Annotated in this window: 23 protein-coding genes; 9 read left to right on the forward strand and 14 right to left on the reverse strand. The window is 64.4% G+C overall.

Going from position 1 to position 22,128, the window contains the following annotated elements; genetic code table 11:
- Window positions 1–97 precede the first annotated feature (97 nt).
- The gene (locus QCE88_RS00180; RefSeq protein WP_309898131.1) at window positions 98–619 is read left to right on the forward strand and encodes a hypothetical protein; all 522 of its coding nucleotides are present in this window, start codon (window positions 98–100) and stop codon (window positions 617–619) included.
- Between the two features lie 48 nt (window positions 620–667).
- Complete coding sequence (locus tag QCE88_RS00185; RefSeq protein WP_309898133.1) at window positions 668–1,474, forward strand: endonuclease/exonuclease/phosphatase family protein; 807 nt, start codon at window positions 668–670, stop codon at window positions 1,472–1,474.
- Between the two features lie 21 nt (window positions 1,475–1,495).
- On the opposite strand, the gene QCE88_RS00190 is transcribed toward QCE88_RS00185, so the two are convergent.
- Window positions 1,496–1,897 carry a response regulator gene (locus tag QCE88_RS00190; RefSeq protein ID WP_309898135.1) on the reverse strand — a complete coding sequence of 134 codons (402 nt, stop codon included), beginning with the start codon at window positions 1,895–1,897 and terminating at the stop codon, window positions 1,496–1,498.
- A 180-nt stretch (window positions 1,898–2,077) separates the two neighbouring features.
- Between QCE88_RS00190 and QCE88_RS00195 the strand changes: the two genes are divergently transcribed.
- Window positions 2,078–2,686, forward strand: coding sequence for an alpha-ketoglutarate-dependent dioxygenase AlkB (locus QCE88_RS00195; protein ID WP_309898137.1), 609 nt, complete (start codon window positions 2,078–2,080; stop codon window positions 2,684–2,686).
- On the opposite strand, the gene QCE88_RS00200 is transcribed toward QCE88_RS00195, so the two are convergent.
- A complete protein-coding gene (locus QCE88_RS00200; RefSeq protein ID WP_409018097.1) occupies window positions 2,683–3,057 on the reverse strand; it encodes a RidA family protein in 375 nt (124 codons plus the stop codon). The two genes, QCE88_RS00195 and QCE88_RS00200, sit on opposite strands and share 4 nt — an antisense overlap.
- Window positions 3,058–3,218: 161 nt before the next feature.
- On the opposite strand from QCE88_RS00200, the gene QCE88_RS00205 reads away from it, so the two are divergent.
- Entirely contained in the window at window positions 3,219–3,713 is a 495-nt protein-coding gene (locus QCE88_RS00205; RefSeq protein ID WP_309898141.1) for an MgtC/SapB family protein, read from the forward strand.
- 45 nt (window positions 3,714–3,758) lie between these two features.
- On the opposite strand, the gene QCE88_RS00210 is transcribed toward QCE88_RS00205, so the two are convergent.
- Together QCE88_RS00210 and arsC are read right to left on the reverse strand one after the other, a co-directional pair.
- Window positions 3,759–4,037 carry a hypothetical protein gene (locus QCE88_RS00210; protein ID WP_309903278.1) on the reverse strand — a complete coding sequence of 93 codons (279 nt, stop codon included), beginning with the start codon at window positions 4,035–4,037 and terminating at the stop codon, window positions 3,759–3,761.
- Between the two features lie 153 nt (window positions 4,038–4,190).
- Window positions 4,191–4,613 carry an arsenate reductase (glutaredoxin) gene (arsC, locus tag QCE88_RS00215; protein ID WP_309898142.1) on the reverse strand — a complete coding sequence of 141 codons (423 nt, stop codon included), beginning with the start codon at window positions 4,611–4,613 and terminating at the stop codon, window positions 4,191–4,193.
- 480 nt (window positions 4,614–5,093) lie between these two features.
- Between arsC and QCE88_RS00220 the strand changes: the two genes are divergently transcribed.
- From QCE88_RS00220 to QCE88_RS00230, 3 genes are all read left to right on the forward strand, one after another.
- Window positions 5,094–5,396 carry a hypothetical protein gene (locus QCE88_RS00220; RefSeq protein WP_309898144.1) on the forward strand — a complete coding sequence of 101 codons (303 nt, stop codon included), beginning with the start codon at window positions 5,094–5,096 and terminating at the stop codon, window positions 5,394–5,396.
- 100 nt (window positions 5,397–5,496) lie between these two features.
- Entirely contained in the window at window positions 5,497–5,763 is a 267-nt protein-coding gene (locus QCE88_RS00225) for a cupin domain-containing protein (RefSeq protein ID WP_309898146.1), read from the forward strand.
- Window positions 5,764–5,781: 18 nt separating this feature from the next.
- Window positions 5,782–6,609: a DUF72 domain-containing protein gene (locus QCE88_RS00230; RefSeq protein ID WP_309898148.1), complete on the forward strand. Its 828-nt coding sequence runs from the start codon at window positions 5,782–5,784 to the stop codon at window positions 6,607–6,609.
- Window positions 6,610–6,611: 2 nt separating this feature from the next.
- Here the strand turns inward: QCE88_RS00230 and gudD are convergent, their stop codons facing one another.
- The 4 genes from gudD to garL form a co-directional block, all read right to left on the reverse strand.
- Window positions 6,612–7,961 (reverse strand): glucarate dehydratase, encoded by a 1,350-nt coding sequence (gene gudD, locus QCE88_RS00235; RefSeq protein WP_309898150.1) that lies wholly within the window; start codon window positions 7,959–7,961, stop codon window positions 6,612–6,614.
- Between the two features lie 32 nt (window positions 7,962–7,993).
- The gene (locus tag QCE88_RS00240) at window positions 7,994–9,238 is read right to left on the reverse strand and encodes an MFS transporter (protein WP_309903280.1); all 1,245 of its coding nucleotides are present in this window, start codon (window positions 9,236–9,238) and stop codon (window positions 7,994–7,996) included.
- 360 nt (window positions 9,239–9,598) lie between these two features.
- The gene (locus tag QCE88_RS00245; RefSeq protein WP_309903282.1) at window positions 9,599–10,507 is read right to left on the reverse strand and encodes a 2-hydroxy-3-oxopropionate reductase; all 909 of its coding nucleotides are present in this window, start codon (window positions 10,505–10,507) and stop codon (window positions 9,599–9,601) included.
- A 54-nt stretch (window positions 10,508–10,561) separates the two neighbouring features.
- The gene (gene garL / locus QCE88_RS00250; protein WP_309898152.1) at window positions 10,562–11,347 is read right to left on the reverse strand and encodes a 2-dehydro-3-deoxyglucarate aldolase; all 786 of its coding nucleotides are present in this window, start codon (window positions 11,345–11,347) and stop codon (window positions 10,562–10,564) included.
- Between the two features lie 376 nt (window positions 11,348–11,723).
- Here garL and QCE88_RS00255 point away from each other — a divergent pair, with 376 nt between their 5' ends.
- Window positions 11,724–12,422 (forward strand): FadR/GntR family transcriptional regulator, encoded by a 699-nt coding sequence (locus QCE88_RS00255; RefSeq protein ID WP_309903284.1) that lies wholly within the window; start codon window positions 11,724–11,726, stop codon window positions 12,420–12,422.
- Window positions 12,423–12,745: 323 nt separating this feature from the next.
- Here QCE88_RS00255 and QCE88_RS00260 read toward each other — a convergent pair whose 3' ends face one another.
- From QCE88_RS00260 to QCE88_RS00270, 3 genes are all read right to left on the reverse strand, one after another.
- On the reverse strand, window positions 12,746–13,984 hold the full coding sequence (locus QCE88_RS00260; RefSeq protein WP_309898155.1) for an MFS transporter: 1,239 nt from the start codon (window positions 13,982–13,984) through the stop codon (window positions 12,746–12,748).
- Between the two features lie 183 nt (window positions 13,985–14,167).
- Complete coding sequence (locus QCE88_RS00265) at window positions 14,168–15,004, reverse strand: alpha/beta hydrolase (protein WP_309898157.1); 837 nt, start codon at window positions 15,002–15,004, stop codon at window positions 14,168–14,170.
- 262 nt (window positions 15,005–15,266) lie between these two features.
- Entirely contained in the window at window positions 15,267–15,761 is a 495-nt protein-coding gene (locus QCE88_RS00270) for an RDD family protein (protein WP_309898159.1), read from the reverse strand.
- A gap of 27 nt (window positions 15,762–15,788) precedes the next feature.
- Between QCE88_RS00270 and QCE88_RS00275 the strand changes: the two genes are divergently transcribed.
- On the forward strand, window positions 15,789–16,205 hold the full coding sequence (locus tag QCE88_RS00275) for a surface-adhesin E family protein (protein WP_309898161.1): 417 nt from the start codon (window positions 15,789–15,791) through the stop codon (window positions 16,203–16,205).
- A gap of 60 nt (window positions 16,206–16,265) precedes the next feature.
- Here QCE88_RS00275 and QCE88_RS00280 read toward each other — a convergent pair whose 3' ends face one another.
- Genes QCE88_RS00280 through QCE88_RS00290 form a run of 3 tightly spaced genes read right to left on the reverse strand, consistent with a single transcriptional unit; the run spans window position 16,266 to window position 22,027 of the window.
- Window positions 16,266–17,666, reverse strand: a complete 1,401-nt coding sequence (locus QCE88_RS00280; RefSeq protein ID WP_309898163.1) for an efflux transporter outer membrane subunit — start codon at window positions 17,664–17,666, stop codon at window positions 16,266–16,268.
- Complete coding sequence (locus QCE88_RS00285) at window positions 17,659–18,855, reverse strand: efflux RND transporter periplasmic adaptor subunit (protein ID WP_309898165.1); 1,197 nt, start codon at window positions 18,853–18,855, stop codon at window positions 17,659–17,661. The genes QCE88_RS00280 and QCE88_RS00285 overlap by 8 nt, the downstream gene beginning before the upstream one ends.
- Entirely contained in the window at window positions 18,845–22,027 is a 3,183-nt protein-coding gene (locus QCE88_RS00290; protein WP_309898167.1) for an efflux RND transporter permease subunit, read from the reverse strand. The genes QCE88_RS00285 and QCE88_RS00290 overlap by 11 nt, the downstream gene beginning before the upstream one ends.
- Window positions 22,028–22,128: the final 101 nt, after the last annotated feature.

The following is a 22,128-nucleotide window of genomic DNA, read 5'->3' on the forward strand; positions in this document are numbered from 1 at the left end:
CCGCCGTGTCAGAAGAAGTTGCCGAGGAACGCCGATCCAGCGGCCGCCCGCCGGGCGCGCCGCCATCCGAACAGTCCGCGCGCAGGAGCCGCTTTCAATGCCTACACCGATACGAACTGCCTTTGTGAATCTCGCGCTCGCCACGGGAGCCGGCCTCGCCGCCTTCAGCGCCTGCGCGCAGGGCACGGCGCCCCAGCCGGTGAAGTGGGAACTGCAGGTCGTGCGCGACGGACAGCAGATCGACAGTTTTTCCGGCACGACCAACGTCGGACAGGCGCGCACGGAGACGCATCACAACAAGGTGCAGAATCGCGTGGGCTGCGCGGACCAGCCGGCGGGCGAGATCGACCTGCAACGTACACTCACCATCTCACCAACCCACGCCAGCGCCGATGACATCACGCTTGCCATCGACGCCCAGGAAACCCTGCAGGACGACAGCACGCGCGCCTCGCCTTCCGGCTGCAAGCTGCCGCCGGTGCCGCGCCAGGTAAGCGGCGCGCATCCGGGACTCGTGCTCAAGCCGGGCGAATGGGGACAATGGCAGATCATCGACAGCAATCCGTCGCTCGCCTACCGGGTGCGCGCAACGCTCCCCGCTTCCACGGCGGCGCAATGACAACCGCGGCGACATGGCTTCCGGCGCGCCGCACGAGATACAGAACGCATGCGAAACCCAGAACATCTTCCGCCCGGCCCGTCCGCTGATCCGGCCACACCGGATTTCACGGCGGTCAGCTGGAACCTCCACAAGGGCCGCTCGCCGCTCGGCTTGCGCGCGTGGACCGCGATGCAGCGGTGGGTGCAGACCACCAATGCGGACGTCTATTTTCTGCAGGAAGCGATGGCGCGGCGCATGCCGCAGCCGATGCTCGCGACCGGCTTCGGCAACCCGCTGAACGCGCCGCTCGACGATGTCTGGCATTGCCAGGCCACTGAAATCGCGACCTCGCTCGAACTGCAGATCGCACTCGGGCCCAACGTGTTCAAGCCGTCGTGGCGACACGGCAATGCGATCCTGTCGCCGCATCCGCTCGATCTGTCGGGGCGCTGGGATATTTCCGCGCATCGCTTCGAGCGGCGCGGTTTGCTGGTCGCACGCGCGACCTTCGCCGGCCGCGCGATCACGCTGCTGTGCGCGCATCTCGCGCTGACGAGACAGGCGCGCTTGCGGCAGATGAACTGGATCGCACACTGGATCGCGAAGGAAGCGCCCGAAGGGCCGCTCGTGCTGGCAGGCGACTTCAACGACTGGCGCAACGACTCCACGCCGCTGTTCGCCGAACTGGGCATGCAGGAAGTGGCAAACATGCTGGGGGAATCGGGCCGTACGTTTCCGGCGTTCTCGCCGGCGCTCGCGCTCGACAAGATGTTCGTGCGCGGACTGAAACCGGTCGAATGGCTCGTGCCGACGCAGGACACCGCGTGGCTCTCCGATCACCTGCCGTACATGGCGCGGCTGCGCGTTGACTGAGCGCGGTGCCTTGATCCGAGGCTACTTCCGCTTGCCGGCGAGCGCGGCTTCGATCTCCGCAATGCCGACAGGCTTGGTCAGATGATGATCGAAACCGGCGGCCAGCGCTTCCTGACGATCGGCCTCGCCGCCCCAGCCCGTCAACGCGAGCATCAGCACGTGCTTCGTCACGTCGCGCTTCCTCATCTCCCGCGCCACCTCCAGTCCGCTCATGCCGGGCAAGCCGATATCGAGCACGACCACATCGGGCCGGAAGTCATCGATGGCCGCCAGCGCGCGCGGGCCGTCGTGCTCGGTGCGCACCTCGTGTCCAAGTGCTTCAAGCAGCATCGAGAGCGCGAGCGCGGCGTCGAGGCTGTCGTCGACGAGCAGGATGCGGCGGCCTTGCATCGCGCCGCCGTCCGTTTCGGCGATGGTGTTCATGCGAATTCCCGTGATTCGTCGTCGCGCCAGGCCCGTGCTCCGGCGCCCGCGCAACTATATTGAGATAGTGCGGGGACTGTAGCACAGCGCTTTCGCGCCGCAGAATGGCCGAGCAATCCGGCGTGCGCGGGCTCTGCTATCGTGAGTGCTTCACGAGCCGCCGTTCTTGCGCATCCCGCCATGTTCGATCTCTTCGACGACATCCCCAAGCCCGATATCGCGTGGCATCCGGACTGGATCGAGGCCGACGCCGCCTCCGACCTGATGGGCGCCCTGCTCGACGAAGTCCGCTGGCAGCAGGACACGATGACCACGCCCGGCGGGCGCGTGCCGCTGCCGCGCCTGACCGCGTGGCAAGGCGAGCCTGATGCGGTGTATGTGTATTCGGGCATCCGCAACGTGCCGCAGCCATGGACGCCGGCGGTCACGCAATTGCGCGAACGCGCCGAACAGGCCAGCGGCGCGCGCTTCAACAGCGTGCTGCTGAACCGCTATCGCAACGGGCTGGACAGCATGGGCTGGCACGCCGACAAGGAACGCGAACTCGGCCCTGAACCGGTGATCGCGTCGGTGAGCTTGGGCGCGACACGCACCTTCGAGTTTCGCCATGCGCGCACGCACGCGACGCACGCGCTCGTGCTCTCGCACGGCAGCCTGCTGGTGATGCGCGGACGCACCCAGCTCGAATGGGTGCATCGGGTGCCGAAGGAACCGGGCGCGCGCGGTGAGCGCATCAATCTCACCTTCCGCTGGGTCGATGCGTCCAAACGCAAACCCAGCCGCGCTTAAGGCCGCTTCGCCACGAAGTCGATTTCCACCAGCGCGTCCCGCGCCAGCCCCGTCACGCCGATGCAAGTGCGCGCCGGCAGCGGCTTCGGCAGGAAGTACGCGCGGTACACGGCGTTCATTGCGTCGTAGTCGCGCTTGAACTCGGTCAGGAAGATGCGCACGCTGACCACGTTGTCGAGCGTCAGGCCAAGGCCGCCCAGCACGAGATTCAGGTTGTCCATCACGCGCCGCGTCTGGGCCGCGACGCCTTCCGGCAGCGGCGCGGCGTCGTCGTCGGGATCGGTCGGCATCTGGCCGGTCAGGAACACCCAGCCGTCCGCCTCCGCGGCATGCGAGAAAGGACCGACCGGCGTCGGCGCGGCATCGACCATCGTGAATTTGGGCAGTTGCGTCACTTCGTCTCCTGAACGTTGGTTTGAGTCACCGAGCCTCGCACGTTAGCGCGCCAAAAATGGGCATGAACGTCGTCGCCTCGCCGCCATGCCTGCTTTGATGCGAAGATGACCCGGCCCGCCGCTCTTTCGAACGCCTCATGCTGCCCTATCCCATCCTCGCTGACGCCCTGCTGCGCATGCTGACCGCCATGTTGATCGGCTGCATCATCGGCATCGACCGCGATCTGCACGGCAAGCCGACCGGCATGAAGACGCTCGGACTCGTGTCGCTCGGTGCGTGCCTCGCGACCATGTGCGCGCAAGGCTTTTCCATGACGCTCTCCCCGGACGCCGACGTATCCCGCGCGGTGCAGGGCATCGTGACGGGCGTCGGTTTTCTGGGCGCTGGCGTGATCCTGCAGAACCCGCGCGAGAACCGCGTGCGCGGCCTCACGACAGCGGCATCGATCTGGGTGACGGCGGCGGTCGGCATCGTGTGCGGGCTCGGCGTGTGGAGCGTCGCGTTCCTCGCCATGCTGCTGATGATCTTGCTGATGGTGTTGGGACGCGTCGTCGAGAAGCGTCTGTTGCGACGCTGGATGAACAAGCCCGAACATGAACGCATCAAGTACGACGACGTCGGGGAAATCTGAGTCGCGTGCAGCGGGTGATTCCCGACCCGCCGCACGCGTCGTTGCTTACCAGCCGTGGCGCTCGTGCCAGCGGTCTTCACGGCGCATCTCATGACGCCAGTGACGTTCGCGCCATTCGCGATGGCGCCATTCGCGTTCGCGCCAGCGCTCATGCTCCCGGTAGCCGGGACCATCACCGTAGTAACCCACCGGTTCGGCCGGCTGCGTGTACACAGGCACGCCGACGCCGACCGCCACATCCACGTGCGCATTCGCCGCTGCCGACATCGCGAGCGCCGCAAGCCCCGCCAGTCCGATTGCCGTACCCAGAAGCTTCTTCTTCATCTTCATCGCGCTTTCTCCTTTGCACCTCGTACCGGGTGAGTCAGGTGCAGTCTAAGAAGCGCTTCGGGATACAAGTGCTACGGGTCTGCCAGAAAGGTAACGTCAGGTAACGGTCAACCGATGGTCAGGTGATGCGATGTATTCCAGTGTGACTTAGCGCACACGCTTGCCGGACGCATCGATGATGACCTCGCCGTCCTCTTTCGTGAACGGCCCCTTCTGCGGTTCGGGCAGGATATCGAGCACGAGTTCGGACGGACGGCAGAGCCGCGCGCCTTTGGGGGCATCGACGAAAGGACGGTTGATGAGGATCGGATGAGCGAGCATGGCGTCGATGAGCTGGTCATCAGTGAGGCTGGCATCGTCAAGGCCGAGTTCCGCGTACGGCGTGCCTTTCTCGCGCAGCGCCTCGCGCACCGGCAACCCCGCACGCGCGATCAATGCAACCAGCGTCTCGCGCGTGGGCGGATGGGTCAGATACTCGATCACAATCGGTTCGATGCCCGCGTTGCGGATCAGCGCCAGTGTGTTGCGCGACGTCCCGCACTTCGGGTTGTGATAGATGGTGACGGTCATGGTCGAGAAGTCCTTGCGTTCGTGAGAAGGAGTGACGCCTCGCATTCTAGAGCCCTCGTGGATGGATGACATGTGCGTCACGCGCGCGACAGGCCCCCGACACCCTTCTTGAGGCATGATCAATTATCCTGTTCATTCACCGCTGCGCGGCCTATAACGAATTGTGCAACGACGAAGCACGCAGCCTTTCACAGGCGAGCATCGGCGCTCCGTCTGCATCGCACCCGCGACATGCCATGCGCGAGGTGGATCGCATTCGAATCGCGCCGACATCATCATGGCGCCACGCGCAGCCCAACCCAAAACCGGCGCCGGGGCCTTTCAGCACCATGGGCGAAGCATGGCAGATCAGGACACGTGGCACGTTCTGTGCGGAAATTCAAACCGCAACAGTGAACAGCGCCGAGCAGCCAGCCTGCATCCCGCCAACGGGCGACAGGCCGGCGACACGCGAGCGCGCCTATCCATCAAGGAGTCGACATGAAATCACGTATTGCCATGGCGGCGCTGGCCGCCTCGTTACTTGCCACTGCGGGCCTGGCATCGGCCCAGCAGACCTACTACCGCACAGCCCAGGTACCGGGGCAAGCCACCGCGGACACCTGGAGCGATCCGAACGCGCCCCAGCAGAGCGCCATGCAGGGCCAGTCGGACGATATGTCGTATGGCGGCGCGCCGATGACACGCGGCGCCGCCGGCGCGACGACCATGGGCACGATGGACAGCGCCGCATCGAAGCCCTGCACGCGCGGACCGCAGTGCAACATCTTCTTCGGAAACTGAGTCAGCACGAACGTCCGGCAACTGCGTCAGCATCAGATGCATGAACATGCGCCCGGCCTTGAGACCCGGGCGCATTCCTTTATCTCCCGAGGTCGACTACATGAACCGCGAAGCATTTCTCGCGCAACTCTCAAGCGCTGGCTATGACGAGATCGTCACGGCGACGCGCGATCCCGACGGCGTGATGGATTTGCACGCTCATCCCTTCGAGGCACGCGCCCTGATTCTCTCGGGCGAGCTCACGATCCGCATCGGTGACGACGCGCATACCTACCGCACGGGCGACATCTTCCATCTGGCGCCCAACACCGAGCATTCGGAGACCTACGGCCCGGACGGCGTCAGCTATCTCGTCGGACGCCGGTGAGCGGGGCGGAACCCATCGATGGCGACACGCAAGCAGACGTCGAACGCGAAGAGCGGGCGCATTCGCGTCGGCATCGGCGGATGGACTTTCGAACCGTGGCGCGGCACGTTCTATCCCGCCGATCTCGTGCAAAAACGCGAACTCGAGTACGCCAGCCGTGCGCTGACCAGCATCGAGGTGAACGGCACGTTCTACGGATCGCAGAAGCCCGCGAGTTTCATCAAGTGGCGTGATGAGACGCCCGACGATTTCGTCTTCTCGCTGAAGGCGCCCCGCTACGCGACGAACCGGCGCGTACTGGCCGAAGCGGGCGACACCATCGAGCGATTCTTCGGCAGCGGCGTGCTCGAACTGGGCAACAAGCTGGGCCCGATCAACTGGCAATTTGCGACGACCAAGCAATTCGATCCTGAAGACTTCGAGCGCTTTCTCGAACTGCTGCCCGCGAAGGTGGACGGACGCGCGATCCGTCATGCCGTGGAAGTCCGGCACGAGAGTTTTTGCGATCCGGCATTCGTCGCGCTGGCGCGCAAGTATCGCGTCGCGGTGGTCGTGGCGGGAGATTCGAAGTATCCGCAGATCGCGGATGTCACCGCGCCCTTCGTCTATGCACGCATCATGGGCACCACGGAGAAACAGGCGAAGGGCTACGCGAAAGCGGCGCTCGACCGCTGGACCGCGCGCGCGCAGTCATGGGCGGCGGGTGGCGCCCCGGACGACTTGCAGACCTTCGGCAAGGCGGCGCCGAAGGCCGCCGCGCGCGACGTGTTTCTCTACGTGATCAGCGGCCACAAGGTGCACAACCCGGCGGCCGCCATGGCGCTCATCGAGCGGCTGAACAAATAAGCTCAGCGCACCAGAGACGGCTTCTTGTTGTCGAAGGTCCAGTTCGGGATCAGGTACTGCATCGCGATGCCGTCGTCGCGTGCGCCCAGACCGTGTTCCCGGTACAGCGCATGCGCCTTCTCGACCTCGTCCATATCCAGTTCGACGCCCAGCCCCGGCACCTGCGGCACCGTCACCTTGCCGCCGATGATCTGCAGCGGATCGCGCGTCAGATGCTGGCCGTCCTGCCAGATCCAGTGCGTGTCGATGGCCGTGATCTTGCCAGGCGCCGCCGCCGCGACGTGCGTGAACATCGCCAGCGACACGTCGAAGTGATTGTTCGAATGCGAACCCCACGTGAGGCCCCAGTCGTTGCACATCTGCGCGACGCGCACCGAACCCTGCATCGTCCAGAAGTGCGGATCGGCCAGCGGGATATCGACGGACTGAAGCTGGATCGCGTGACCCATCTGGCGCCAGTCGGTGGCGATCATGTTGGTGGCCGTCGGCAGGCCGGTCGCGCGGCGGAACTCCGCCATGACCTCGCGCCCCGAATAGCCATTTTCCGCACCGCACGGGTCTTCCGCATACGCGAGCACGTCGTGCTGGTCGCGGCACAGCCGGATGGCTTCCGCCAGTGACCACGCGCCGTTCGGATCCAGCGTCACGCGCGCCTCCGGGAAGCGTTCGGCCAGCGCCGTCACTGCCTCGATTTCCGCATCGCCGGCTAGCACGCCGCCCTTCAGCTTGAAATCGTTGAAGCCATAGCGCGCCTGCGCCGCTTCGGCCAGACGCACGACCGCTTCCGGCGTCAGCGCCACTTCGGTACGCAGGCGCTCCCAGTCGTCCCGGCCGTCCGCGCCTGACGCATAGGCCAGATCCGTCTGGTTGCGATCGCCGATGTAGAACAGATAGCCGAGCATCTCCACTTCGTCGCGTTGCTGGCCCTCGCCGAGCAGCGCGGCCACCGGCACGCCGAGATGCTTGCCCAGCAAATCGAGCAGCGCGGCTTCGAGCGCGGTCACCGCGTGGATCGTCGTGCGCAGGTCGAAGGTTTGCAGGCCGCGTCCGCCCGCGTCGCGATCCGCGAACGCCGTGCGCACCGCGTTCAGCACCGCCTGCATGTTGCCGATGGATTGCCCGACGACGTGCGCGCGCGCATCGTCGATGGTCTTGCGGATGTTCTCGCCCCCCGGCACTTCGCCGACGCCCGTATTCCCCGCGCTGTCCTTCAGGATCACGAGATTGCGCGTGAAGAACGGGCCGTGCGCGCCCGAGAGATTCATGAGCATGCTGTCGCGGCCCGCGACCGGGATGACGCGCAATTCGGTGACGGTTGGCGTGGCGTTCGGCTTGATTGCTTGGGTGGACATGATCGTGATCCTGAGAAGAGAAGGTTGTGGGTTCAGTGCGCGGCGCGCCGGGTCGCGTGTGCGCCGGGCGGCTGATCCACGCGACGGTGGCGGGTGAAGAACGCCGCCGCGGCCGCGATCAGCGACGCGACGCCGAGCGCAACCAGACCGCCCGATACCGAGCCCGTGTGTTGCTGGAGATAACCGAAAGTCGCCGGCGCGAAGAACCCGCCGAGATTGCCGACCGAGTTGATCAGCGCGATCACGCCCGCCGCCACGCGCGCGTCGAGGTAACCCTGCGGGATCGGCCAGAACAGCGACGAGGCGGCCTTGAAGCCGATCGCCGAGAAACAGATGGCGACGAAGGACAGCACCGCGTTGCCGGTCGTCGAGGCGAACAGGCCGCACGCCGCGATCACGAGCGCCGTCGCGAGCCACGCCTGCTGGAAACGCCAGCGCGCGGACAGCAGCGCGAAGCAGTACATCGCGATCATCGCGATGAGCCAGGGAACGGCGTTGAACAGGCCGACCTGGAAGTCGCTCAGGCCGCCCATCTTGCGGATGATCGTCGGCAGCCAGAAGGTCGCGGCGTAGATCGTCAGCTGGATGGCGAAGTAGAGGAAGCAGAACAGCAGGATCTGCGGATCCTTCAACAGCTTGATGGCGGGCACGTGCGCGCCGGTCACGGCCTCACGCGCAGCCTGCTCGGCGCTGATGGTCCGTTGCAATGCGCGCTGCTCGTCCGCGCTGAGCCAGTGCGCGTCGCTGATGCGCGATTTCAGCAGCATCCAGCTGACGCCGCACAGGAACACGGAGAACGCGCCCTCGATCAGGAACATCCACTGCCAGCCGTGCAGTCCGAAACCGCGAATCGACAGCAGTCCGCCCGTGACCGGCCCCGACAGGATCGAGGCGAACGCCGAGCCGCCCAGGAAGATCGCGATGGCCTTGCCGCGTTCCTTCTGCGGCAGCCACTGGGTGAAGTAATAGACGACACCCGGAAAGAAGCCGGCTTCCGCGATCCCCAGCAGGAAGCGCAGCACATAGAACGAGGTGTCGTTCCAGACGAAGGCCATGGCGCCCGCGACGATTCCCCACGTGCCCATGATGCGGGTGAGCCACGCGCGCGCGCCGTACTTCTGCATCAGGACGTTGGACGGCACCTCGAACAACGCATAGCCGATGAAGAACAGACCGCTGCCGAGCCCGTAGGCGGCCGCGCCGATGCCCAGGTCCGTCTGCAGATGCGAACTGACAAAGCCGACGTTCACGCGGTCGATGTAGTTCGCGATGAACATGATGAGAAACAGCGGCAGGACATGGCGCTTGACCTTGGAACTGGCCGATTCGAGCGCGGCGTCGGGACTGGCGAAGGCGGTGTTCAACGAGATGTCTCCTGATCGCACCATGTGGTACGTTGTCTGATGACATTTTATGACTGAGCCTGAACGGACGCCAGCACGTGTTTACCCTCTGCCCCTTATATCTCTGTTATATAACGCTTTTTTCCGATTGACGGTGCCACGTGCGGACTGCGGTATCACCTCAAGCTAAGACGTCCGACGACTTGATAACCCGTACCAAGGAAAGTTACGCCGGAAACGACACTGCCGGCACGAGGCCGGCAGTGTCGATGCTGCGAAGGGGGAAGACGATGCTTACTTCTCGCCCTGCCCGATCTCGTGGTTCGCCATGATTTCGAGCGCGCGCACCATGCCCGAGTGATCCCATGCCTTGCCGCCATGCGCCGCGCACGCATTGAACAACTGCAGGCACGTCGACGTGTTCGGCAGCGCGACGCCCAGCGACTGCGCGGTGGACAGCGCCAGATTCAGATCCTTCTGATGCAGTTCGATCCGGAAGCCCGGATTGAACGTGCGCTTGGTCATGCGTTCGCCGTGGACTTCGAGAATGCGCGACGACGCGAAGCCGCCCATCAGCGCAGTGCGGACCTTCTCGGCATCGACGCCGGCCTTCGACGCCAGCAAGAGCGCCTCGCCCACCGCCTCGATGGTCGCCGCGACGATCACCTGGTTCGCGACCTTGCAGACCTGTCCCGCGCCGACCTCGCCGATCAGCGAGACGTTCTTGCCCATCATGTCGAACAGCGGCTTGACCTGGTCGAACGTGGCCTGCGCGCCGCCGACCATGATCGTCAGCGACGCCGCCTTGGCGCCGACTTCGCCGCCGGAGACGGGCGCGTCGAGATACTCGGCGCCCTTCTCGCGCACTTTCGCAGCGAACTCGCGCGTGGCGATAGGCGAGATCGAGCTCATGTCGACGACGATCTGTCCGGCCTTCAGCTTCTCCGCCACGCCGTTTTCGCCGAACAGCACTCTTTCGACGTCAGGCGTGTCCGGCACCATGATGAAGATGACATCGGCCTGCGCGGCCACCGCGGCGGGCGAATCGCACGCGCTGGCGCCCGCCTGGGTCAGGTCGGCGGGCACGCCGCTGCGCGTGTAGGCCGCGAGCGCCACGCCGTTCTTGAGAAGGTTGGCCGCCATGGGATTGCCCATGATGCCCAGTCCGATAAAGCCTGCCTTTTGCATGTGTCGCTCCTTGATGTCGATTCTTCGATGCGGGTTCGCCAAGCCTGCCGCTCACCCGGCTTATTCGGCTTACTCGGGAATGAAGTGTTTGCGCACGCCCTGCGCAGCGTTCCTGAGCAGACCCAGGTCGGCGCCCACGGCGACGAGCGTGCTGCCCATGGCGAGGAAACGCTCCGCTTCTTCGCGTACGGGCGCCAGGATGCCGCTCGGTTTGCCCGCGGCGTGCACGCGCTCGAACACGTGCGCGATGGCTGCCTGCACGTCGGGATGATTCGGGTTGCCGAGATGACCGTACGACGCCGCGAGATCCGACGGGCCGACGAACAGCGCATCCACGCCCTCGACCGCGGCGATCTCGTCGATCGCCGCCACTGCCGTGCGGCTCTCGATCTGCACCGCGACGCACATGTTGTCGTTCGCCCGCTCGAAGTAGTCCGGCACGGTGCCGTAACGGTTGCCTCGATGCCCGACCGATACGCCGCGCACCCCTAGCGGAGGATAACGCGTTGCGGCCACGGCGCGCTGCGCGTCGGCGGCGCTGTCGACGAAGGGAATCAGGAAATTGACCACGCCGATGTCCAGAAGCTTCTTGATGGCGATGGCATCGTTGGCCTGGGGCCTCACCACGGGCGCGCTGACGCTGTCCTTCAGGGCCATGAGCTGCGGGATCAGCGTGAGCGGGTCGTTCGGGGTGTGTTCGGCGTCGAGCAGCATCCAGTCGAAGCCCACCACGCCGATGAGTTCGGTGGCAATAGGACTGGCCAGCGACATCCAGCAGCCGATCAGTCGCTTGCGTTCGCGCACCGAGGTGCGGAAGGCGTTGGGCAGGGGTTGGTAGGGCGAGGATGACGGCATGATGCCTCCTGTGACGGCAGCGACACGATGGGAACGCGAGTATCCGAATGCCGGAATGTCATCGGACGTCTTAACACAGAGTACCGTTGAATCACGGATCGACAACAGGCATGTAAACCCTGATTCCGTTGATTTATAGCAGTTTTCCTCGTTTCATGACGACGATCCAATTGTACGATGTCTCATGACAGTGAGCGTTGTGGACGTCCACTGCGCTGGTTTGACCAACTCCCTTGCACGCGGGATGATGTGTTGTCGGACATCTTCCAAGGATCAGGGCCGTGCCGGCCTGCCGTCGACCGGAAGCGGCCCTGCGGCCAGCCACTCACGGACGTCCGACTACCGCCCCACTCCTCGCCTTCAGCCGCGGATCGCCATGCCCAGTCTCACCGATAAAGTCGTCTCCACCCTGTTCGAGGATATCGAGCGCGGCGTCCTGCGTCCTGGCGACAAGATTCCCACCGAAGTCGCCCTGATGAAACAGCTTTCGGTAAGTCGCTCGGTCGTGCGGGAGGCGGTGTCGCGCTTGCAGGCGGCGAATGTCGTCGAGACGCGTCATGGCATCGGCACCTTCATTCGTGCGCCCGAAGAACGTGAGTCGATGCGCCTGAAGGACGCAGACCTGTCGAGTTTGCTCGACATCATGGCGATCATCGAATTTCGCATCGATCTGGAGGGCGCGGCGGCAGCGCTCGCTGCAGGCCGGCGCACGGAAAGCCATCTGAAGCAGATATCAGCCGCGCTCGGACAATTCGAGGTGCAACTGGCGAGCGGCAGTACCGATGTCTTACAGCATGACGTCGAGTTTCACTTGCAGATTGCACGGGCGAGCGGAAATCGCTATTTCCACGACGTGCTAAGTCAGATGGGACGCGGCGTGAGTCCGCGCACGCGTCTGGGAAAGGAAGAGATTGCCGAACTGGATCAGATTGAACACCTGCGTCATGTGCTTGCCGAGCACAAGGCGATCTATCAGGCGATCGTGCGGCAGGACGCCGAAGATGCGCGTGCCGCAATGCGCCTGCATCTGAGCAACAGCCGTGAACGCTTGAGACAGGTGCATGGTGCGGCGTGAGTGCCGCGCCTGTTTTGAGCAGCGCCTCCTGCTCCTTTAAGTAAACAGAAGAACGTATATGTATACGTGGTAGTAGTTAACAAGCTTTGCACATTTCAGTGGACAACTCCCGCTGGCCGTTTCGCGTCAGTGACTTAGCAGGTAAACAACTTCGGTATATCGCGGCCGGTTCTGACGTGAACCTGGAACAACTTTTGGCTCGCCGACGTTTACGTCGAGTTGTTCAGAATCCGCAAACAGTCAGTGCCATGACGTTTCAACAAGTTTGTCCACAGGCGCGGCATCCGGCGCCGGATGCCCGTTGATGCCATGGATGCCCTTGATCAATCGACGGATGCGTCGCAGGTCCGCTCGAACGACGCCGCTTTCGCAGGCCGTTCGAGGGTCGCGAGTCGTTGCAGGATCACGAGGCCCAGCAAGGCGAGTCCGAGTCCCAGTGTGAAATCAGCCTGCACGCCGGCGCGATCGACGAGCGCGCCGCCCACCGCCGAGCCCGCTGCAATGGCCACCTGAATGATGCTCACGAACATCGCCGAGCCGGCTTCGGGCAGGTCCGCGGTGCCGCGCTGGATCCATACGCTGAAGCACAGCGGCAGCGCGCCGAAGGCGACGCCCCAGAGCAGCATCCCCGCCGTCTCGCCGATGAGCGAGTGTTCGAGTAGCAGCATCGACGACATGGCGCCGAGCAGCAGCAGGACCATGACGGCGACCGACTTCTTGAGATGATTCGAGACCGCCATCGACAGCAGCGCATTGGAAAAGAAGCCGATCAGCCCGAAGCCGAACAGCAGCAGCGTGATTGCGCTGAGCGAGAAGTCCTGTTCGAGCAGCGGTGCGATATAGGTATAGGTCGAGAAATGCGCGCCGAACACGACCGCGACCATCAGCATGCTCAGACGCGTGTGCGGGCGTGAGAGCAACGTCCTGAAGTCGGCCACGCGCAAGGCCGATGCCGACGGCAGCGCCGGCACCAGCAGCGCCTGCGCGAGCAGCGCCACTGCGACCAGGCCGGCGGTGGCCGCGAACGACATGCGCCACGAGGCGAACGACGCGATGAAGGTTCCGAGCGGCACGCCGATGACCGTCGCGCAGGTGACGCCAGTCAGGATGATGGCCGTGGCCTTCGCTGCGTCCCGGCCTTGCACGAGCCGCGGCGCGGCGGCCGTCGCGAGGGTCCAGAAGCCGCCCAGCGCGGCGCCGAGCAGCGCGCGTCCGGCGAGCATCAGCGCGAAGTTCGTGGCCATCGCGCAGACGAGGTTGGACAGCAACAGCACCGCGGTGAGTAGCAGAAACACGTAGCGCCGGTCCATGCGGCCGGCGCTGACGATGAGCATCGGCGCGGAGATGGCGGCCATCACGCCGGGCGTCGTGATCATCAGGCCCGCGACACCCGGCGACACGCCGAGATCCTGCGCGATCTGCGGCAGCAGGCCCACCGGCAGGAATTCGCCCGTGACGAAAGCAAACGCGCTGACCGCGACGGCCAGCACGGCGAGCCATTGACGCAGCGTCGTGGAACCTCCTTCGGAAGAGGCTGAAAGAGTGGGCGTATCGATTTGCATGAGGACACCAATGCCAGTTTGAAGTCGGACACTTTAGGCCCGGCGCGGCACGGGAAAAAGCATCGAGCCTTGAACAGAGATACCGGCGCGGCCGAACAATGCCGGCGCGAGGGGAAGAAAACAGAAATACGGGTCTGCGAGCCGCGGCATCGGCGGCTCGCAGGTCCCGTCAGTGCTGCGGTGTCAGGACTGCACGAAGGCGAGCAGATCGGCGTTGAGGATCTCGGCGTTCACGGTCAGCATGCCGTGCGGATAACCGGGATACGTCTTCAGCGTGCCGTTTTTCAGCAGCTTGATCGACTTGAGCGCCGCATCGGCGTAGGGGACGATCTGGTCGTCTTCACCGTGCAGCACGAGGGTCGGCACGCTGATCGACTTGAGGTCTTCCGTCTGGTCCGTCTCCGAGAACGCCTTGATGCCCTCGTAATGCGCCTTCGCGCTGCCCGTCATGCCCTGACGCCACCAGTTCTGGATGACACCTTGATGAACCGTCGCACCCGGGCGATTGAAACCGTAGAACGGACCGCTCGGCACATCGAGGAAGAATTGCGCGCGGTTGTCGGCGAGCGCCTTGCGGAAGCCATCGAACACGTCGAGCGGCAGGCCTTCCGGATTGGCTTCGGTCTTCAGCATCAGCGGCGGCACCGCGCTGACGAGCACCGCCTTCGCGACGCGTCCCGCCGGTTCGCCATGCTTCGCGACATAGCGCGCCACTTCGCCGCCCCCGGTCGAGTGCCCGATGTGCACCGCGTTCTTCAGGTCGAGCGCTTCGACGACCGCGAAGGCATCGGCGGCGTAGTGGTCCATGTCGTGACCTTCGGAAACTTGCGACGAACGTCCGTGCCCGCGCCGGTCGTGCGCGATCACGCGATAGCCCTTTTGCACGAAGAACAGCAACTGTGCATCCCAGTCGTCCGAGGACAGGGGCCAGCCGTGATGGAAGACGATGGGTTGAGCGTCCTTCGGGCCCCAGTCCTTGTAGAAGATCTCGACGTTATCCTTGGTCGTGACGAACGGCATGATGAACCTCGCTGGTTGAAAGAAGGTGGAGCACGACGCCGTGCCGGATGCGCGACGGTGGCACGGGTCCGACGAGCTTGCGAATGGAACAGAGGAGACCACCGGCGTTCAACCGGACTTCACGGAATTGAGCGCCGGACAATGGGCTGCCGGAAAACTGCATCAGGCGGGCATCGGCCGCGAGATGTCAGCCTTGGGCGTCCGGTTTCGTCGCCCGAGTAGAACAGTACACGCTTGCTGCTTCTGCCGGATGGATCGCCCGTCAGTGAATGGGGTTGTCAATGCGCGTCCGGCCCGTCACGACGACCGTGTTGGCGATGCGGTCATGCAAAGCCTGCTTGCGCGGATTAAACCAGATCCAGAGAAAGCCTGCGCCGAACATGGCAAAGGTCAGCAGATAGCCGAAGGTGCGCAGCATGGACTGGTGCAGCGTCATCGGCTCGCCGCTGTCCGCATCGACGATCCGCAGCTTCAGCACATGCTTCCCCGGCGTCGTGCCCCAGACGGCCCACAGCACGCCGGTGATCAGTATCGGAACGCATTGCGCGAGCATCAGCCAGAGGATCATGTCGGCCGCGAGCGCGTCGGGTGACAGCGGCATCGTGTCGAGCGAGGGTCCGAGCGGCACGAACAGCGCGATGAGCGTCCACCACAGCGAGTCGATGAACAGCGCGCGGCCGCGCTCGGACACGGTGGCGAGGCGTATCGGGAAAGAATCCGGGTGGTCGGGCAACGGGGCGTCCTGGGATAAAGTCACGCAATCATCCGATTTGAGCACATTCACGTGAAACGGAACCTGACAGCGGGCATCAACCGCGCGATGGCCGCGGCGTTTATCGCGCTGGTGGCAAGCCCGGCGGCGGCTTCGGACTGGAGGCTGATTGCGTCGAACCCGTCGTTCGATCTGTTCGCCGATGCATCGAGCTTTGTCGGCGGGCCGATCAGCCGGGTATGGGTGCGCTTCGAAGGCAAGCCGCCCTACAAGGAATTGAACGGCCACGTGCAGGTAAAAGGGATGGAACGATGGTCGATCGATTGTGCGGGCAAGCGGATCGCCACCAGCGACTACACGGGGTATGGCGCGGACGGTGAGCCGGTGGTGAGCGAGCCGGGGTCGCCTGATCAGTTTCGGGATATTCCGCCGGATTCGGTCTGGGATGTCGCGGCGGGAAGGATCTGTGGGGCCGATGGGATGGAGTGAGATGCCGACGAGCTCTGGCAAACCTGAAGCGCATGAAGGAACGGCCGCGTGGTTCGTGGCCTAGGCCCAGCCGCCGCCCAAGGCCTGAATCAGGCCCACGGAGGCCGTCAACCGTCGGGTGCGCAGGTCCACCGACGCGATTTGCGCATCGAGCTCGGCGGTCTGCGCCGTCACGACATTCAGATAGCTCACGGCTCCATCCCGGTAACGAGACATCGCGAGCGCCAGCGTCGATTGCGCCGAAGCGAGGGCCTCGTCTTCGTTTCGGGACGCGTCACCGAGGTGGTGCAGCAAAGCGAGGTCGTCTTCGACTTGCTGGAATGCGGCAAGCACGGTCTCGCGGTATTTGGCGCCATTCTCCGCGAGCTTCGCGCGTGCAACGGCCACCGCGGCAGTTCGCCTGCCGCCATCGAACAGCGTGAACAGAAGCTGCGGTCCGATGGACCAGATCTCGTCGGGTGCGGCCAGCAACGGTGAGAAGTTGTTGCTCTGGTAGCCAGCGTCGAGTCCAAGCGAGATATCCGGGAAGAAAGCCGCTTTCGCCACGCCGATGTTCGAGTTCGCGGCGGCCACGCGTCGCTCGGCGGCTGCGATGTCGGGCCGACGTTGCAGGAGTTGCGAAGGCACGCCGACCGGTATCCGCGGAACGACGTAGTCGGGTGTCGCGCTCGCGAGCGTGAAATCCGACGCCGGCGTGCCCGTGAGCGTGGCGATGGCATGCTCGAGCAAGGCGCGGCGGGCCGCCGTGTCATCGACGGCCGCCCTCGCTGAAGCCAGCTGCGTCCGGGCCCGCGAAACGTCGATCCCCGACGCGAGGCCGCCGGCGTGCCGGCTCTCCGTCAGCTTCAAGGCTGCCTGGTACGTGACCATCGTCTCGTGCAGCAGCTTCGTGCGTTCATCGAGCCCGCGAAGCTGGAAATAGTCATCGGCGAGACTGGCCTGCAGACTCAAGCGTAACGATTGCAAATCGTCGGCGCTCGCCTGCTCGTTCGCCCGTCCTGCTTTCACTTCATTGCGGACCTTGCCCCACAGGTCGAGGTCATAGCCCATACCGACATCGAAGTGGGAGGCGTCGTACACCGAAGGCTCGTTCGCGCCGCGCAAGGGCCGGTTGTCGGACTGACGTTGCCGTGAGACTGACGCCTCCGAGCCGATCGTCGGAAACAAGCCGGAGCGCGCCTGCTGGACGAACCCTTCCGCCTCGTCGTGCCGCGCAACTGCTGCGGCGACATCCGGATTCGCCTGGTCGACCCTGGCCTCCAGCTGGTTCAACACCGGGTCCTCGTATATCTTCCACCAGCCGTCCCGCGCGATGCGGTCTGCTGGCTTCGCCGTCCGCCACGGCCCCGCTTCCTTGAAACGCGTGGGGATGGCGGTTTCCGGCGCATGGTAGACCGGGGCAAACGAACACGCGCTCAACACGCCCGCGGCCACGCATGCGGCAATGCCGCGCTTAAGCATGCTTGCCCTCCGACGCGGCCATCCTCTCGACAGCCCGATGTACCCGATCGCCATCGGCCAGCGCGTCGGGCGGATTGTCGACCACGCGGTCATCCGGCTGAAGACCGGAGCCGATGAGCACCGTGCTGCCAAGGTCGGTTGCAATCTTCACGTCGCGCAGGTGAATGCAGTTCTGCGCGCCCAGCACGGCGAGCTGGACGTGGTCGGTGCGGAAGATCAGCGCGCTCGCCGGCACCAGCAACGCGTGGCCGTCGCTCGGCAGCGCGAAGCGAACCTGTGCATACTCGCCGGGCATCAGCTGGCCGTCCGCATTGTCGACCGACAACTGCACCAGCATGGTTCCCGACTGCGGTGAGATGGCATCGTTGCTGTCGACGAGATGCGCCTTGAACGTTTTGCCCGGGCGCTCCGGCACGGTGAGCGTGGCGGTCAGGCCGCGCTGGATGGCTGCCGCATCGCTTTGCGGCACGTTGACATAGACGCGCAGCTTGTGCGCGTCGGTGACGGCGAAGAGCTCGGGCCCGGCGCCGCCGCCCGCGTTGATGAGCGCGCCGACATCGGTCTTGCGCGCGGTCACCACGCCATCGAACGGCGCTGTGATGCGCTTGAACGACTCGAGCGCTTCGAGGCGAGCCACGTTGGCGCGGCTTGCCTCCACGGTGGCTTCCTTTGCGGCGAGATCGCCCGTCTTCTCGTCCGTGGCTTGTTGCGACACCGAATCCTGCGCGAGCATCCGGGTCCAGCGATGCGCGGTCGTCGCGGCAAGCTTCTCGTTGGCGACGGCTTTCGCGAGGTCGGCACGCGCTTGTTGAAGCTGTTGATCAAGATCGGGGGTGTCGATCAGCCCGAGCAATTGCCCTGCTTTCACGTGCGTTCCGATGTCGGCGTACCAGGCATGCAGGTAACCCGACACTCGGGCATAGATAGGCGCATTGACATATGCGTCGAGCCGGCCGGGCAGCTCCACGTCATCGGTGCGCCTGGGCACTTGCGGTGTCACGACGCGGACAGTCGGGATGGCTTGCGCATCGGTCCAGCTCGTGAGCGCCTGATCGGCGTGCATGCGGCTGACGATGCCTTCCACCGCCACACCCGCCGCGACCAGCAGCGCCCCGAAACAGAGGAGTCTGAGATGACGCAGTTTCTTCAGGCCATGCTCGTGCGGCGGGCCGCTGGTTTCAATGGACATGCGTTGCCTCGGTATCGGAAGGAAGAGATGTGCGGGAAGGTGTGTCGTTGCGATGGATGATGCTGAACACGACCGGCACGAAGAGCAGCGTCGCCACCGTCGCGCAAATCAGGCCGCCTATTACGGCCCGGCCGAGCGGTGCGTTCTGCTCGCCGCCATCGCCCAGGCCCAGCGCCATCGGCAGCATTCCGATGATCATCGCGAGCGCGGTCATCAGCACCGGGCGGAAGCGCGTCGCGCCGGCTTCCATCGCGGCAAGAACCGGCTCGCTCCCGTGTGCAAGACGCTCCCGCGCAAAGCTCACCACGAGAATCGCGTTCGCCGTGGCCACGCCCATGCAGAGAATCGCGCCCGTTAGTGCCGGAACCGAGAGCGGCGTGCAGGTCATGAAAAGCATCCACACGATGCCGGCGAGGGCGGCGGGCAGCGCCGTCACGATCACGAACGCGTCGGCCCACGAGTGGAAGGTGACGACGATGAGCAGGTAGATCAGCAAAATGGCCCCGGCCAAGCCGAAGCCGAGTCCGCTGAATGCCGTATTCATGGTCTGGACCTGACCGCGAACGGTGACCTTGCAGCCCTTCGGCAACTGGCCTTGCATCTGGTGGACAACGGTATCGATCTTCGTGGCGACGGCACCGAGGTCGCTTCCCTGCGGCGTGGCGTAGATGTCGTAGAGCGGCTGGATGTCGTAGTGCGAGACGACCGCGTCGCCGATGCCGCGCTGCACCGTGGCGAGGCCGCCGAGAATCTGCGAGCGTCCGTCGGCCCCGGTGACCATCATGTTGTCGAGCGATTCCAGCGAGTTCATCAGGTACTGCGGCGTCTGCGCGACAATCGGGTAGCTCACGCCGTTCTTCGGGTTGAGCCAGTAAGCCGGCGCCACCTGACTGGTGCCGGACAGATTGGCCACCACCGCGTTGGTCACATCCTGCTCGGTGATGCCGAGCTGGTCGGCTCGCGTTCGGTCGACCGCAATGGAGAACTGCGGATAGTTCACCGCTTGCTGAATGCGCGCATCGGCGACACCCGGGACACGCGTGACCCGCTTGAGCAACGCGCGCGTAAAGACCAGGTTGCCGGGTTGATTGGGGCCGGCCACCTGGATATCCAGCGGCGCCGGTGCGCCGAAGTTCAGGATCTGCGAAATGATGTCCGCGGGCAGGAACGAGAAGGTCACGCCGGGATAGGCGCGGGGAAGCAATTCGCGCAGCGTCTTCACATAATGCGCAGTCGGGTCATGGTTCTCGTCGAGCGAAATGAGGATGTCGCCATCCGCTGATCCTGTCGTGCCACTGTTGTTGTACGTCAGGTTGATACCGCTGACCGGCAGGCCGATGTTGTCCACCATGCTCTTCAACTGGTCCGGTGGAATGGTTCGGCGAATGGTCCCCTCGACATGGTCGAACAGCGCGGCGGTCTGTTCGATGCGCAAGCCGACCGGCCCGCGGACATGCAGCGCGATTTCGCCTGAATCGATATCGGGAAAGAAATTGCGGCCGAGGAAGGGCGCAAGACCGAACGACACCGCCACCACGGCCATGAAGCCGATGACGAACGGCTTCCGCGACGTCAGCGCGGTGTGCAGTACCGCGCGATACACATCGCGGACTCGCGCGAAGCGACGATTGAAACCACGCTGGAATACGACCAGCGGATTGCGGGTGGGCCGATGTTGCTCACCGTGAACGTGCGGTTTGAGCAGGTACCGCGCCATCATCGGGACGAAGCTTCGCGACAGGATGAACGACGCGACCATCGCGAAGATCACGGCCTCCGCCATCGGCACGAAGAGAAAGCGCGCAATGCCGTTCAGCATCAGCATCGGCACGAACACGATACAGATGCAGAGCAGCGAGACAAGCGCCGGCCCGACGATCTGGGCCGCACCGTCGAGAATCGCCTGGCGAACCGGCTTCCCATGTTCGACGTGCCAGTTGATGTTCTCGATGGTCACCGTCGCATCATCGACGAGGATACCCACCGCGAGCGCCAGGCCGCCCAGCGTCATCACGTTGAGCGTCTCGCCCATCGCGGACAGCCCTGCGATGGCAGCCAGCACGGCAAGCGGAATCGATGACGCAATGATGAGCGTCGAGCGCCAGCTGCCGAGGAACAGAAGAATCATCAGCGAAGTCAGCGCGGCAGCGATGATGCCCTCGCGCGCGACGCCGCTCACCGCGCCCTTCACGAACACGGACTGATCGCCTAGCGTGATGAACTTCAAACCGGGCGGCAGCATCTGCTCGATGAGCGGGAGCTTCGCCTTGACCCCGGCGACAATATCGAGCGTCGAGGCGGAGCCGTTCTTCAACACGCTCATCAACACGGCGCGATGACCGTCGAGCCGCACGACGTTGGTCTGCGGCGGGAAGCCGTCGCGGACATGCGCTACATCGCCCATCCGGATGGTCGCGCCGCCGACCGTCCTGACAGGCAGATTGTTCAGCTCGTCGATGGCAAGCGGGCTGTTGTTCAGGGTGACGTCGTACTCAACATCCCCCAGCTTTTCCGTGCCCGCCGGAATCATCTGATTCTGCCGCGCGAGCGCGTTCGCCACATCGACCGCCGACAGACCATCGGATTGCAAGGCTTGCGGATTCAGGTCAATCTGAACTTCGCGCACCTTGCCGCCGTAGGGCGTCGGAATGGCGACACCCGGAACGCTCAACAACGCGGGCCGAATGAAGTTGTTCGCGTAGTCGGCGATCTGCTGCTCATTGAGCGCGTCGCTGGTCAGGGCAATCTGAATGACCGGGACCGTCGACGCGTTGTAGTTGAGGATCTGGGGCGGCGTGATGCCGGGAGGCATCTGCTTGAGCACGGTCTGCGAGAGCGACGTGACTTGCGCCGTTGCGGTACGGATATCGACCGTGGGCTGGAAAAAAATCTTCACGATGCCGTAGCCGCGAAACGACTGAGACTCGATGTGCTGAATGTCATTGACCGTCGTGCCGATTGAACGCTCGTAATACGTCACGATGCGGCCGGCCATATCGTCGGGCTGGAGGCCTGCATAACTCCACACCACGCTGATGACGGGAATGCGGATGTCAGGAAAGATATCCGTCGGGGTCCGCAGCAGGGACAGCGGACCGATGATGAGGATCAACAGCGCCAACACGATGAACGTGTAGGGCCGGGCAAGGGCCAGCCGGACTATTTTCAGCACAGGGAGACTGCTCCGAATTGAACGCTTGACAGCACTGGTGAGAGAGTGTGTCGCCGGTCTGCTAACAGCTGATGCCAGGAACCGTGAAATCTTCTTCAGGT

Source organism: Caballeronia sp. LZ035 (assembly GCF_031451175.1).
Classification (GTDB): domain Bacteria; phylum Pseudomonadota; class Gammaproteobacteria; order Burkholderiales; family Burkholderiaceae; genus Caballeronia.

Excerpts from the sequence above, each read along its gene's own strand:
- QCE88_RS00195 (WP_309898137.1), top strand. The coding sequence starts at position 2,078 with ATGTTCGATCTCTTCGACGACATCCCCAAGCCCGATATCGCGTGGCAT.
- QCE88_RS00260 (WP_309898155.1), bottom strand. The coding sequence starts at position 13,984 with ATGCAAATCGATACGCCCACTCTTTCAGCCTCTTCCGAAGGAGGTTCC.
- QCE88_RS00180 (WP_309898131.1), top strand. The coding sequence starts at position 98 with ATGCCTACACCGATACGAACTGCCTTTGTGAATCTCGCGCTCGCCACG.
- QCE88_RS00280 (WP_309898163.1), bottom strand. The coding sequence starts at position 17,666 with ATGCTTAAGCGCGGCATTGCCGCATGCGTGGCCGCGGGCGTGTTGAGC.
- QCE88_RS00200 (WP_409018097.1), bottom strand. The coding sequence starts at position 3,057 with ATGGTCGATGCCGCGCCGACGCCGGTCGGTCCTTTCTCGCATGCCGCG.
- QCE88_RS00225 (WP_309898146.1), top strand. The coding sequence starts at position 5,497 with ATGAACCGCGAAGCATTTCTCGCGCAACTCTCAAGCGCTGGCTATGAC.
- QCE88_RS00285 (WP_309898165.1), bottom strand. The coding sequence starts at position 18,855 with ATGTCCATTGAAACCAGCGGCCCGCCGCACGAGCATGGCCTGAAGAAA.
- QCE88_RS00265 (WP_309898157.1), bottom strand. The coding sequence starts at position 15,004 with ATGCCGTTCGTCACGACCAAGGATAACGTCGAGATCTTCTACAAGGAC.
- arsC (WP_309898142.1), bottom strand. The coding sequence starts at position 4,613 with ATGACCGTCACCATCTATCACAACCCGAAGTGCGGGACGTCGCGCAAC.
- QCE88_RS00205 (WP_309898141.1), top strand. The coding sequence starts at position 3,219 with ATGCTGCCCTATCCCATCCTCGCTGACGCCCTGCTGCGCATGCTGACC.
- garL (WP_309898152.1), bottom strand. The coding sequence starts at position 11,347 with ATGCCGTCATCCTCGCCCTACCAACCCCTGCCCAACGCCTTCCGCACC.
- QCE88_RS00210 (WP_309903278.1), bottom strand. The coding sequence starts at position 4,037 with ATGAAGAAGAAGCTTCTGGGTACGGCAATCGGACTGGCGGGGCTTGCG.
- gudD (WP_309898150.1), bottom strand. The coding sequence starts at position 7,961 with ATGTCCACCCAAGCAATCAAGCCGAACGCCACGCCAACCGTCACCGAA.
- QCE88_RS00230 (WP_309898148.1), top strand. The coding sequence starts at position 5,782 with ATGGCGACACGCAAGCAGACGTCGAACGCGAAGAGCGGGCGCATTCGC.
- QCE88_RS00190 (WP_309898135.1), bottom strand. The coding sequence starts at position 1,897 with ATGAACACCATCGCCGAAACGGACGGCGGCGCGATGCAAGGCCGCCGC.
- QCE88_RS00220 (WP_309898144.1), top strand. The coding sequence starts at position 5,094 with ATGAAATCACGTATTGCCATGGCGGCGCTGGCCGCCTCGTTACTTGCC.
- QCE88_RS00255 (WP_309903284.1), top strand. The coding sequence starts at position 11,724 with ATGCCCAGTCTCACCGATAAAGTCGTCTCCACCCTGTTCGAGGATATC.
- QCE88_RS00185 (WP_309898133.1), top strand. The coding sequence starts at position 668 with ATGCGAAACCCAGAACATCTTCCGCCCGGCCCGTCCGCTGATCCGGCC.
- QCE88_RS00240 (WP_309903280.1), bottom strand. The coding sequence starts at position 9,238 with ATGTTCATCGCGAACTACATCGACCGCGTGAACGTCGGCTTTGTCAGT.